Source organism: Tissierella pigra (assembly GCF_018917845.1).
GTDB lineage: Bacteria > Bacillota > Clostridia > Tissierellales > Tissierellaceae > Tissierella > Tissierella pigra.
Window position 1 is genome coordinate 3,037,631 of record NZ_JAHLPJ010000001.1, and the last position, 13,509, is coordinate 3,051,139.

At 30.9% G+C, this 13,509-nt stretch carries 12 protein-coding genes and 1 pseudogene; 3 read left to right on the plus strand and 10 right to left on the minus strand.

Annotation, left to right across the window (positions count from 1 at the left end; all coding sequences use genetic code 11):
- Window positions 1-3: 3 nt before the first annotated feature.
- A complete protein-coding gene (locus tag KQI41_RS15015; RefSeq protein WP_154442465.1) occupies window positions 4-1,677 on the minus strand; it encodes an ABC transporter ATP-binding protein in 1,674 nt (557 codons plus the stop codon).
- 1,290 nt (window positions 1,678-2,967) lie between these two features.
- Between KQI41_RS15015 and KQI41_RS19440 the strand changes: the two are divergent.
- The 3 genes and pseudogenes from KQI41_RS19440 to KQI41_RS15030 all read left to right on the plus strand — a co-directional run.
- Window positions 2,968-3,120, plus strand: a pseudogene (locus KQI41_RS19440) (IS3 family transposase); the annotation flags it as partial.
- 406 nt (window positions 3,121-3,526) lie between these two features.
- On the plus strand, window positions 3,527-3,793 hold the full coding sequence (locus KQI41_RS15025; protein WP_195838039.1) for a helix-turn-helix domain-containing protein: 267 nt from the start codon (window positions 3,527-3,529) through the stop codon (window positions 3,791-3,793).
- A 188-nt stretch (window positions 3,794-3,981) separates the two neighbouring features.
- The gene (locus tag KQI41_RS15030) at window positions 3,982-4,449 is read left to right on the plus strand and encodes a hypothetical protein (RefSeq protein WP_195838038.1); all 468 of its coding nucleotides are present in this window, start codon (window positions 3,982-3,984) and stop codon (window positions 4,447-4,449) included.
- 380 nt (window positions 4,450-4,829) lie between these two features.
- On the opposite strand, the gene guaA is transcribed toward KQI41_RS15030, so the two are convergent.
- The 9 genes from guaA to KQI41_RS15075 all read right to left on the minus strand — a co-directional run bounded on the left by guaA (window position 4,830) and on the right by KQI41_RS15075 (window position 13,484).
- Complete coding sequence (guaA, locus tag KQI41_RS15035) at window positions 4,830-5,774, minus strand: glutamine-hydrolyzing GMP synthase (RefSeq protein WP_425335890.1); 945 nt, start codon at window positions 5,772-5,774, stop codon at window positions 4,830-4,832.
- Window positions 5,775-5,785: 11 nt separating this feature from the next.
- The gene (guaB, locus tag KQI41_RS15040; RefSeq protein ID WP_216585592.1) at window positions 5,786-7,237 is read right to left on the minus strand and encodes an IMP dehydrogenase; all 1,452 of its coding nucleotides are present in this window, start codon (window positions 7,235-7,237) and stop codon (window positions 5,786-5,788) included.
- A 178-nt stretch (window positions 7,238-7,415) separates the two neighbouring features.
- Window positions 7,416-7,766, minus strand: a complete 351-nt coding sequence (locus KQI41_RS15045) for a hypothetical protein (protein WP_154442457.1) — start codon at window positions 7,764-7,766, stop codon at window positions 7,416-7,418.
- The gene (locus KQI41_RS15050; RefSeq protein WP_216585593.1) at window positions 7,756-8,532 is read right to left on the minus strand and encodes a hypothetical protein; all 777 of its coding nucleotides are present in this window, start codon (window positions 8,530-8,532) and stop codon (window positions 7,756-7,758) included. The genes KQI41_RS15045 and KQI41_RS15050 overlap by 11 nt, the downstream gene beginning before the upstream one ends.
- A gap of 11 nt (window positions 8,533-8,543) precedes the next feature.
- Window positions 8,544-9,014 carry a hypothetical protein gene (locus tag KQI41_RS15055; RefSeq protein WP_216585594.1) on the minus strand — a complete coding sequence of 157 codons (471 nt, stop codon included), beginning with the start codon at window positions 9,012-9,014 and terminating at the stop codon, window positions 8,544-8,546.
- Entirely contained in the window at window positions 9,001-9,564 is a 564-nt protein-coding gene (locus KQI41_RS15060) for an RNA polymerase sigma factor (protein ID WP_154442451.1), read from the minus strand. The genes KQI41_RS15055 and KQI41_RS15060 overlap by 14 nt, the downstream gene beginning before the upstream one ends.
- A 99-nt stretch (window positions 9,565-9,663) precedes the next feature.
- Complete coding sequence (locus KQI41_RS15065) at window positions 9,664-11,055, minus strand: alanine/glycine:cation symporter family protein (RefSeq protein WP_154442449.1); 1,392 nt, start codon at window positions 11,053-11,055, stop codon at window positions 9,664-9,666.
- A 258-nt stretch (window positions 11,056-11,313) separates the two neighbouring features.
- Complete coding sequence (locus tag KQI41_RS15070) at window positions 11,314-11,772, minus strand: hypothetical protein (protein ID WP_326828364.1); 459 nt, start codon at window positions 11,770-11,772, stop codon at window positions 11,314-11,316.
- Window positions 11,773-12,047: 275 nt separating this feature from the next.
- Window positions 12,048-13,484 carry an SPFH domain-containing protein gene (locus KQI41_RS15075; RefSeq protein ID WP_154442445.1) on the minus strand — a complete coding sequence of 479 codons (1,437 nt, stop codon included), beginning with the start codon at window positions 13,482-13,484 and terminating at the stop codon, window positions 12,048-12,050.
- Window positions 13,485-13,509 lie beyond the last annotated feature (25 nt).

Here is a 13,509-nt window from a genome sequence, read left to right on the forward strand (position 1 = left end):
CTTTCAAACCTTTATTCTCAGAATCTTATCTTTATCAAATTCAAGTACTTTATTAAAATAATCTGTGTCTCTAAAGTTATGGTCGATAACTAATACTGTTTTGTTTCTTACTTCTTTTTTTAAGTTATCCCAAATTTTATCAGTTGTAGATCTATCTAATCCAACAAAAGGCTCATCAAGAATTATAATTGGTGCATTTGAGGCAAAAACCATGGCCATGCTAATACGTCTTTTTTGTCCTCCTGAAAAGTTATCACCATTTCGAGTCAATATTGTTTCAAGGCCTTCTTTATCGGAGTTAAAAATATCATCATAAATATGAGCTTTATTTAAAGCATCTATAATTTCACTTTCAGTAATGTTGGGATTTACTTTTTTAAAATTATCTCGTAGACTTACTGGTGAAAAAAAACTATCTTGAGTCACATACATAATATTCTTTCTTAATTCTCTCAAATTATAGGATTCGATATTAAGATCTCCAATTTTGATACTACCGCTCTCATATTGATAAAACCTTTTCAATAAAGAAATAATTGTAGTTTTCCCAATCCCACTTTTTCCAACTAACAAGACTTTTTCTGCATGATCAATTGAAAAGCTTAAATTTCTCAAAATTTCCTTCTTTCCATAACTAAAGCTAACCTCTTTAAACTCTATAGACATATCTTGGGGTTCAAATGATAGACCATCTAAAAAATTCTCTTCCTGATTTTCATTGTAATACTCTAAATATCTCTCCATTCCAACAATTGAACTGTTTAATTCTGTTAATGTTTGTATAATACTCACAACTGGTGTGTACAAGAGTTCTAGATAAGAGTAAAAAGCTACTAGTGTTCCAATAGACATCTTCTCATTATTCACCAATATACTTCCATATATCAAAACACCCAATTGATTTAATTTAGTTAAAATTTGAACACTATTATTAACAATTGCTCCAGTTAATGAATATTTTATTCCTAACTTCTTTAGTACTCTATTACTTTTATCACTTATCTCTTTCTCATATTCTTCATAAACCATATTCTTAACATGCTTAATATTTCTAATTGTACTCAAATAAAAATTAGTAAGACTTGCACTCTCTTGCCTTGCCTCTCTCACTTGTTCGTAAAATAATTTGCGTGATCTAATATATAAAACAAGGAATAAGGGTGTAACAATAATTGAGAAGAGTGCCATTTTACTGTGGATTTTAATGATAATAATAAAAACAACAATAATAGTTGCAATTGATGATAATAAACGTTCTGCATATAAAGAAGGTATAGTATGAAGTTGTTCTGGAGACCTCATTAAACGATCAACCAAATCTCCCTCGTCTACTTCGTTAAAAAATTGCATATTCTTTTTTAGAATAGAACTAAGCAAATCATTTCTTGCCTTTTCTTCAATGTTAACTGCAAACCGATTGTATATTATATTTGTTGCTAAACTTAAAACACGTGAAATCACTAATGCAAGACTCATCATCAGTATGAATTTAGGAAATAAGTCCCAGTTTTTCATTGTGAGTATATTATCAATGAGATATCGTAGTATTAAAGGAGTGATTAATGTAAGTCCAACAATCAGCTGAGTTAGAAAAATGAATAAAATGTTTTGATAAATAAATGGTTTTATTAGGTGTGAACATTGAAAAATAAGATTTAAGATTCTTTTAAATTTCATATTTACCTTATATGATTATTTTATAAGAATAATCATACCCTCCTTACATTTTTTCTATTGCTTTGTGATCATAATAGACTCAGACCTATGGACTTTTGATTTTGACCTGTAGCTATACTACTTGTAATAATATATAGATATTACCACTGTTTTATCTGGATCACTTATAGTTGGATGTGCCTAAAGCCTTCATATCAATCAAGTCTATGATAATAATGGATTATCACAAAATCAATCCGTTTAAAAGAAGATGTCCCGTGATTTACCTTGTCATTGATATCACTAAAAAATTGCATGTTATTGCTCTCATTTCTTCTGATGGTGAAATTATCTTCGAGCCCTTTGAATTTTCTCATGATACAACCGTTTTTTTGGATTGACACCCTTTCTTTAGACAAATTTATTCCGGACAAGATATATTTTCTAAATACAGCCTAAGCTTCTGATTTTATTGTACCATGTTAAGTAAAAGTCTGTCCTATCTAGTATAACCCACCCAATACAAGTATTTAAAAGAAATGAGAGGACATATGTTTTAAAACATAATAATTAATTCTGCTTGAATCTGCTCTGCATATAATTTATTAATTAATGTCTAATTTCTATTATAGTTATTGTTATTGTCACCCATCGCAGTTTCAAAACTAGTTGTAGATACTTTTAATGCTACTTGCTCCTGATTTTTTAGTTTTAAGTCCATTTGCTATCCCCTCCTTCGTATTGATTATTTTATTAAGTTACAAGCAAATATATTTTGCCCTCTCATTTCTGTACATAATATAAATATTTAAATTTTTCATATATAAATTACTCAAACTTCGCAGTTGATTTTCCTAGTCAAACCTTGTAGTTCCAATAGTTGACTAAAATTAACTTCAAGTTTGTAGATACACAAGTGTGTTTTAACCTACACAAGATTTATACATCTTAAACAATGAAATTTGGAAATACTCAATAAATCTATGAGGTTATCTTATATATAAATTAACATACAAGAATGGTAAGGTCCACTTATTTTGTTCGCCTATTTTCGACAAATATAGCACGAAACATAGGTTTTGTCGGACTGATATTATTTTTTGCTATACTTAAATCTAATTGTAAGGTGTCATACAAATCAAAATGAAGTGTTTTTAGGGTTTATGTTCTTAAAAGCACTATAAGGTATATATAGTTCTGGTCGAATATTGAATTTTCAAGGTTTACAAGGGAATATTTATGTGCGAAGCTTGAGTAAATTATATAAAAATTACTTGCAAACATACCCTTAACTGTACAATAATAAAAAGTTTCAAAATAAGGCGTTCTCTAAGCAGTAAAGGCAATCTCTATGATAATGCGGTTAATGAAGCCACTAATAAAATATTGAAAACTGAATTTCTTTATCAGAAAAAAATTGAGACCTTAGAACAATTGCAATTAGAGTTATCAGAGTATATTTACTAGTACAATAACCTGAGGATTCATCGTTCCATAGTGGATAGTCTATCTTTCACTCGTTGAATATAGAGCACTAGATGTTAGTAAAATTATCAAATCATCCTAGCAGAAAAATAAAATCTATATTAATCTGAGTTACTTATGACATTCATAACACAATAAAAAAGTAATGTTTTGCAAAAAGCCAGTTTCATAATTTTAAAAGGGAAATATAGATTTTTTGCCCTCTTTTTAAACCCTAACGCTACTTATATATTAATCAAATTAATCCTTAAATATCAGCTTCATGTCTAAATAAATTTGATTGGCAACCTCTTTTTGTTTTTTATTTACCAACTTACTAAATATGATATACTATAATCAAATAAAAATAAACCCGAATCGATTTGGTGTTAGGAGGTATACTGATATGTTCTATGACCTAGCATCCTTTGGTAATTATATTTGTAAAAAAAGAAAGGATATGTCCTATACTCAAAAAGACATAGCCAATTTAGCTTTTATTTCTACAGATGCCTTGAGAAGAATTGAAAATGGAAATGTCCTACCTAATCAAATTACCTTAGAAGCCCTTTCCCTTGTATTTAAAGAAGATTTAAACCTTGCCCTACTAAGTTTTAGATTTGATAATCAAGATAAGTTTTTTGAAGTAAAAAAGAGATTGAATATAAGATAGCTAATGGTAAATACACTGACCTAGCTGAGGATTGTGAAAGATTAAAAGGTATTTTAGATAATTTAAACCCCAATTCTTATACATATAAGCTTATAAAACAATTAAGCTTACTAGTTTAGTCAGTAGTAATTAAAACAGTCCATTCCCAATATATCCAATCCCTAGACAAACTTATCTATGCCATTCAGTTGACTACCCCTTCTTTTTCTCTTGAAAAATATCGGGAGTTTGTTTATAGCGATATTGAGGTCAGAATCTTAATGAATATTGCCCTATTAGAAAATAAACTTGGAAGAATTGATTCCTGCCAAGACATCCTCCTCTTTTCTCTAGACCACCTGGATGAAAAAGATATTGATCTAAGACTTAGAATTATTTACAATTTATCCTACACCTTTCATAGAAAAGGCCTTGATAAAAAAGCCTTAGACTATGCAAATCAGGGCATCCAACTAAGTATAAAAGATAACAATCTTGTAATTCTTGGACTACTTTATTGTCGCAAAGGAACTGCCGAATTTAATTTAAGAGATGATAATCATATTAAATCCTTAAATAGGCCCCTAAGCTTACATGAATTAGCAGGTCAAGATAATTTAAAGCAGACCCTTTTAGAGGTTTGTGCAAAAAATAAGATAGATTTAAACAAAGCATAGGTATCAAACAAAACTCCTGTGGTAAAATGGATTTGTCTAGAGTACATTCCAACAGGATGAGATGAGAAAGAAACACTATAATGGTGAGATTTCTGATGAAGACTTCGATGATTGGAAGCTATCTTATCCAAAAAAATCAAAGCACTTAAAAAAATAAGCAATTGGAGATTATACTCTAATTGCTTATTTTTACAGTATCAAAATAGCATCACAAAATAACAAAAGCCCTAGTCCTAAAGACCAGGGCTTGAGCTTATTCTAAGCCATTTGAAACTATTCTTTTATTTATTCTTTTAAAGATTTTTACCCAATTTTGTCCCGTTTTAGCTTTTCAAACCTCTGTAAGCATTGATTTAAACCCATTCCTTCTTGGGCTGGTCTTACTCCCATTCAATAGTAGCCGGTGGTTTATTTGTTATATCGTATACCACTCTATTTACCTGTGGTACTTCATCTGTAATTCTTGTAGAAATCTTCTCTAGTAGCTCTAATGGCATTGGATACCATTTAGCTTCCATTGCATCTTTAGTGGTTATAGCTCTAAGTCCAATTAAATGCTTATAGGTTCTTTCACCATTTATAACTCCTACAGATTGGATATTTGGTAATACTGCAAAGTATTGCCAGATTTCTTTATCTAAACCTGCTTTTTTGATTTCATCTCTGTAGATATAATCAGCGTCTCTTAGGATATCTAGCTTCTCCTTAGTCAACTCTCCCAAACATCTTACCCCCAGTCCCGGTCCTGGGAATGGCTGTCTGCTTACTAATTCTTCATCGATACCCAATGCCCTTCCTACTTCCCTAACTTGGTCTTTATATAACTCTTTAAGAGGCTCTATAAGCTCAAAATTTACATCCTCTGGTAATCCACCAACATTATGATGAGATTTAACTGCAAGTTTGCCATCTTTATTTATACTCTCAACTATATCTGGATAAATTGTTCCTTGTACTAAGAATTCTATATCTTGAAGTTTAGATTGCTCCTCTTCAAATACTCTAATAAATTCTTCTCCAATTACTTTTCTCTTTTGTTCTGGATCAGTAACACCCTCTAATTTACCTAAAAATCTTTCTTCTGCATCTACTACAATTAGATTCATATGAAACTTATCTCTAAATATGGTTTCCACTTCATGTCTTTCATTTTTCCTCAATAATCCATGGTCTACAAATACACAAACTAGATTATCACCTATGGCTTTATGGACTAATACTGCTGCCACAGAAGAATCTACACCACCTGATAATGCACATAATGCCTTTTTATTTCCAACTTTATTTTTAATTTCTTCTACTTGTTTATTTATAAAATCTTGCACTATATCACTCCTTAGCGTCTACTATAGTTTGGTGATTCTTTTGTAATATGAATATCATGTGGATGGTTTTCTATTAAAGATGCTGATGTAATTTTTATGAACTTTGCTTTACTCTTCAATTCTTCAATATCTTTAGCACCAACATAGCCCATTCCTGACTTTAATCCCCCAATAAGCTGATAAACCACATCTCCCAGTGGACCTCTATAGTGAATTCTACCTTCTACACCCTCTGGAACATATTTTTTAGTATCTTCTTGGAAATATCTATCCTTGCTACCAGAATCCATAGCTCCCATAGAACCCATTCCTCTATATTCCTTATATCTTCTTCCTTCATATAACACTTCTTCTCCTGGACTTTCGTCAGTTCCTGCAAATAAAGAACCTGCCATTATTACACTTGCTCCAGCTGCTATAGCTTTTGTTATATCTCCTGAATACTTAATTCCTCCATCTGCAATAACAGGAACTCCATATTCCTTTGCTGCTTCAGCACAATTTACTACTGCTGTTATCTGCGGTACACCAATACCAGTTACAACTCTAGTAGTACAAATAGAACCAGGTCCTATTCCTACTTTTACAGCATCTGCTCCTGCCTTTATTAAGTCTATAGTAGCCTCACCAGTCGCCACATTTCCTGCAATTACCTGTAAGCTAGGATATTCTCTCTTTATCTTAGCTACTGCCTCTAATACTCCCTTAGAATGTCCATGTGCTGTATCAACTACTATAACGTCTACCTTAGATTTAACCAATGCTGCTACTCTTTCCAGCATATCCCCAGTTACTCCAACTGCTGCTCCTGCCAATAGTCTACCTGTATGATCTTTAGCTGAATTTGGATATTGAATAGATTTTTCTATATCTTTAATAGTTATCAATCCTGATAACATAAAATCATCATCTACTAATGGAAGTTTTTCTATTTTATGTTGTTTCATAATATCTAAGGCTTCATCCATAGGAATATCTATTCTTGCTGTAACTAGATTTTCCTTAGTCATTACTTCATCAATTTTCTTTGAAGTTTCTTTTTCAAATCTAATATCTCTATTGGTTATAATTCCCACTAATCTTCCAGTTTCGTCTGTTATAGGAACTCCTGATATATGGTATCTTTCCATTAATTCTAAAGCATCTGATACGCTATGTTCTGGAGATAAAAAAAATGGATCAGTGATTACTCCATGTTCTGACCTTTTTACCTTATCTACCTCTAATGCTTGTTCTTCTATGGACATATTCTTATGAATAATACCAATTCCACCTTCTCTAGCCATTGCTATTGCCATTTTAGATTCAGTTACAGTATCCATTCCAGCACTCATTAAAGGTATGTTTAATTTTATGTTTTTAGTTAAATAAGTACTAATATTTGTTTCCTTTGGTAATACTTCAGATTTTCCAGGAACTAATAAAACGTCATCAAAAGTTAAACCTTCACCTATAAATTCCAATTACAACTCCTCCTTATTATCTAGTATCTTTAGTATGTGAAATATATAAATTAATAATACTTTTCTATCTTAATACTATATTTTAATTTATAAATCTCCAAAACACAAGTTAAAAATAAATTTAAAATTTTAAAACAATAACTTCGATTTTTAATGACTCAAAATCGAAGTTATTGTTTTATTCTATATAGTTTTCATATCTATAACTTGTTTCTTCTGAAACTCTCGCTTTAATATAATCCATAATTCCTGTTTCCACAAGACCATATATACATATATTTACAAATAACACTATCATTACTATAAACATAGAAAATATATCATATCGTACTAAAAAGTTTTCATTTTCCTTTTTTTCTTTAAAGCTAACCCAAAGAATTTCACCGCCTAATAATATTAATATCATTGGCCAAAATTTTACAGCTAATCCTACAGCAGATAAGCTATTTATTTGTGCTATAAATATTAGGATTCCGAAAGCAATGAGGACTATAGCCATGGATATGGTTCCTACTCTTTTAGTTTTCAAGTTCTTCATCCTCCTCTACTACTTCTACATCCTTTTTCCTTTGTAACATCTTCACACCAGCAAAAATAAAGATTAAAGATACTATAGATGTTTGAATATAGTTTACTATATAATAATCTAAATATTGATTTATTATTGGATGAATTATTCTTTGGAATGCAACAATAAGTCCTATTCCAATCAATCCAAAACCTATATATTCACGTTTAATAACTGGTAGTAATTTTTCTATATCTATTTCTACTTCCTTCACATTATTACCATTTAATGTATGGAAGGCATCAAAGAATGAATAGAACCAAATTAAAGGTAGTAAAAATAACAAGAAACTTAGGTTTAGCCATCCCATAAAAAATATTGCAAAGAAAAACACACCCATTAATACTAAACCTTTTTTTTGGTAACCCAGATACATATGTCCTGCTCCTGGTATTATAGATAATGCTAAAGTAATGATTTTTTTATTTGAAATCCTAGTTTCTTCTGAACTCCAGTTACTTTGTGCCTCTACACCATTATATCTTAAGCTGTTAGCAACAGAGAAAGCATCTACTAAAGCTACTAGCCAAAGAACACAAGCACCTGTAAATCCTATGATTGCAGGTCCTTCATTACCTAACATAATAGACAATCCTATAGAGCCTGCTCCTAACATCCCAAGAATTATTAAATAAATAAATCCCCTATCGGCATATCCTAAATAAAAATGAGATAATCCAGGTAAAAATGATAATATAAATGTAATAAACTTACTTTTCTGTCTCATATTATTCCTCCTTATTTTTTATTAAACTTAAAGTCATTTATAAAATTTGACGTGCTGTTTGTGATTTTTTCTGAAAAATTATAGATACCATTTGCCTTAAATCGATTTTCTTCCATATTTATATTGGAAGTTATTTGAGGCACAACCTCTACCATTTTTCCAAAGAATCCATTTGCTGTTAAAATAATAGCAACAGATGCTACAGCTACATAGTACATAAAGAAATCATTAGTTGGCTTTACCTTTTTCTTAATGGTTCTTTTCATAGGTCTAATTCCTTTAATGTCCTTCATTACCTTATTTGTAAAGTCTTCTGGTACTATATTCCCAGCAAACTTAATTTCTTCTTCATCTATAAGAGAAAGAAAGATTTCCATACACTCATCACATATATAAAGATGTTCTTCCATTTCTTTATGGATTCTATGATCAAGAAGATTCTTTTTATATAAAACCCATTCTACATAATCATAATGTTTCATAGTCTTTCCTCCATTTCTCTTTTAACATATTCCTTCCCCTATATAATCTTGAGGCTATGGTCTTAACTGTAACCCCTTCTTCCTCTGCAATTTCCTCATAGGACTTTCCTTCTAAGTAAAACTTTTCAATTACATCTGTATATATAGCTGGAACGGATCTGCATAAATTAGAAACTTCCTGTTTTCTTTCTTTTTCTATTAAAATTTCCTCTGGAGTATGGTTATGACTAAATCTAGGAGTATCCATTAGTTCATCTTCATCTTCCATTATTTCTTCTTTAAATTTAGCCTTTTTTTTCCTAATAAAATCTATAGACTTATTAGATGCTATTCTGCTAATCCAACCTTTAAAATTATTAGATTCATAGTTAGGCAGGGAGAGGTAAATTTGTAAAAAGACTTCTTGTGCTACATTTTCTACTTCATTATAATCTTTAATAAAATTAAGAATAATAGCAAATACATAATTTTTATATAAATCTATTATTTCAGCAAAGGAATTTTCATCTCCTTTTAATGCTTTTTCTATCAATATTGACTCCTTATTCATTTCTCCCCTCCTCTCTCATTAATTATAACGAAAACAAAAATAAAAATACTGCAAAATTTATAAAGTTTTATTTTTCCTTAGGTATTTATTTTATTTATATTATTTTCTCTTTATTGTGATATATTTAGAAAAATTTTCATTTCTTGGTCTTTTACGATCTGGATCCTTAAAAAAGTCCTTTGTTAATCTTCTAACTACACCACTTAAAGCAATAAGAGCTATTAAATTAGGAATAGCCATCATTCCATTTAACAAATCCGCTAACTGCCATACAAGCTCAAGTTCAGATACACAACCAACAAAGGCTACTCCAGTAAATGATATTCTAAAGGGAATAATCCCCTTTCTACCAAATAAAAATTCAACACATTTCTCAGCATAATAGTACCAAGCAATTATTGTAGCAAATGCAAATAAAACAAGACCTATTGATACAATATAGCTTCCACCTTTAAAGGCATTTTCAAAAGCTAATGATGAAATAGTATTGCCATCTAAACTTGAATCAGTCCACAAACCAGATGATAATATTACTAGAGCAGTAACAGTACACATTACCAATGTATCGAAAAATACTTCAAAAGCTCCCCATAATCCTTGTCTAGCTGGATGATCTGTATGTGCTGCTGCATGGGCAATTGGAGCACTACCTAATCCTGCTTCATTTGTGAAAATTCCACGTGATATGCCTATTCTAGTGGCATACATTGAAGTTGCTCCTGCAAATCCACCTACTGCTGCTGTTCCTGTAAATGCGTCCCTAATAATAGACATAAAAGCAGCTGGAATATTAGATGCATTGGCTATTAGTGCCATAGCAGCACCTAACATATATAATACAGCCATTAGTGGAACCAATATTTCTGCTACACTAGCAATTCTACCAATTCCTCCAATTATAACAAGCCCTACTAATATTGCTAAAACAATGCCAGTTATCCATGTGGGAATACTAAATACAGATTCAAGACCACCAGCCAATGAATTAGCCTGCACCATATTGCCTATACCATAAGATGCAAGAAATCCAAAGATACAGAATAAACAAGCAAGAGTTTTACTCCCCATACCTCTAGTTATATAATACATAGGACCTCCTACTATCTCATTCCTATCATTCCTACCTCTATAAGCAACTGCTAATGTAACTTCAGCATACTTTGTAACCATCCCAATAAGGGCAGATATCCACATCCAAAATATTGCACCTGGTCCCCCTGCCTGAATGGCTACAGCAACACCAACAATATTTCCTGTGCCTACAGTTGCAGCAAGTGCCGTAGATACTGCTTGAAATGGAGTTATAGTACCTTTTTCTTGATAATCATACCTTTTAAAAATTGTTCTTAATGTATGCTTCATTACTGTACCAAACTTTTTAAAAATTACTCCGTTTGTTATAAAAGTTAGATAAACTCCTGTACCAATCATTAATATAAGCATAGGCATATCCCATATAATATTATCATTTAGCCATGTGATAATTGACATAAATATTACCCCCCCATCGAAATCTTGGACACTAATCATCCTAAATAACTTTGAAATTTAAAAATTTTAAGCTATTTTATCTGCTTAAATCATTTTTTTCCTCCTCTCATAATACTTTATTAATCTTCCCATCAAAAAATAGCTTAATTTTATAAGTTAAAATTTATGTACAAAATAACACATGATAGAATAATTCAAATTATAAGATAAAAAAACTCTAAAAATATTTAAAATATTTTTAGAGTTTCTAAATAATTATTAATATAGGTATGATTGCTTTAAACCATAATTCTGTAATTTACCTTCATATACAAGATTTAATTCTCTGCATTCTCTAAAATCCCTAGGAGATGTTAGTGCAGTTTCTTTATTAATTAATTCTATACCGCTGCTTTTAAGTAATGAAGATACAAATTGAGAACAAAAATAATTATATTTTCTTTCAATAGGATAATTCACCATAACACCTAGTAGCCCTATTAAATTATAACCATATTTTTCCCCATCTCTCTTAAACTTGTCTAGTTCTCTCATCAATTTTTTATACTGTAAACTATTTATTTCCAAAGAATATAAAGCACACATTGTATTAGGAAATCTTGCATAGGTTCCATTTACTATATCTTCTTTTACAAACCCAGCAAATATTGGATTTTTAGGTCTTAGTCTTCCAAAACTATATAGTTCTTTTAATTCTTCATCAAAGGCTATGGACACATGAGTATATGGCTCTTTTGTATAAACGTTGATACATTTTGAAAGCAGTGAGCCACTATGGGTTAGTAAAATATAAATTTTATATCTTTTTATTATAATGCACCTCCATTCTAGTACATTTCAATATCCTTTTACTCATATTACACCCTTTTTGTAATTTTTTCAATAGGAATATATTGTACTTGATTCTATTAAATAGAACGAAAAAAAAATCAATATTACTGCAAAAAAAGAACTATCTTTTTAAATTTTTGATAGTTCTTTTTATCTACTTTCTAATTTTCTGCTAAAGCTTCTTCCATTTCTTCATTTTCACATTTACTATCTTTTTGTTCTTCTATATCTTCCTTATTTGTAAAATTAGTTATTATATCAGGTATATCCAATCCTGTTAGATCCTTTACTGTTTGGAATCCATTTGTAGTTATATCAGCCACTAATTGTGCTAATTTAGATGCTCCTGCCTTTCCTCCATTATCTATTATTGTAATCTTATCTACCTGCTCCATTGGCTTAGCCACTGATGCCATTATTTCTGGAAGTTTACCAACTACTAACTCTACTATGGCAGCATCTCCATATTTAGCCATTGCCTCTGCCAATCTATCTTTTGATTCAGCTTCTGCTATACCCCTTGCTTTAATGGAATCAGCCTCTGCTATTCCTCTTGCTCTAATAGCATCTGCATCTGCCATGGCAGCAATTTTTAAAGCGTCAGCCTCTGCTATGGCTTTGATTCTTATTGCCTCTGCCTGTGCCTCTGCTTCCTTTATGGACCTAATCTTTTCTGCTTCTGCATTTACTTCAGTTTCATATTTCTTTGCATCTGCTGGTTTCTTAATTTCTGCCACAAGTCTTTCTTCTACTACAAAAGCATTTTTCTTAGCTAAAGCAGCTTGTTGTTCCGCTACTAAAGATTCATTTTCTATTTCTTTTAGTTTATATGCTACATCGGCGTCTGCTTTCGCTCTATCCTGTTCTGCCCTATAGCTTTCAACCTTAATTAATTTATCCCTTTGACTTTGAGCGATTTCTGTTTCAGCTAATAATTTAGCCTTTTCTCCTTCCCTTACGGCATCTGCAGTACGAATCTCAGTATCTCTTTTTCTTTCTGCTGTTGCTATATCTGCATCTGCTTTTGCAGAAGCTATTTGAGGTATAGCTCTATTTTCCAAGTAGCCACCTTGAGTAGATATTCTAAGGATAGAATATGATATTAATAATAATCCCATAGAATGTAGTTCTTCTCTAATATCATCTTCTATTCGCTGTTCAAAGGCAGCTCTATCTTCATTTATTTGCTCTACAGTAAGAGTCGATATTATCCCTCTTAATTTACCTTCAAGAATCTGCTCTACCATACTACTAATAACTGATACAGTATTTTTTGCTCCACCGCTGCAAAATTGCTCCACTGCCTTAAGTATACTTTCAGTTTCATTATTCACTTTCACAATTGCTGTACCTACAATGTTTACAAATATACCTTGTTTTGATGGTGCTTCATTTACATCTGTTGTCATACTAATGTTTTCTAGAGAAATAGTACAAGAAGTCTCTAAAAAAGGAATCATAAATCCACCTTTACCAGACAATACCCTTTTCTTTAATCCTGTAATTACCATTGCCTTATCTGCTGGTACTTTTCTCCAAAACAAAAGTAAAATTACCACAAATCCCAATAATCCACCTAGCACAAATATGTATGCCATTACTAAACCCCCTTTTTTAAATTAT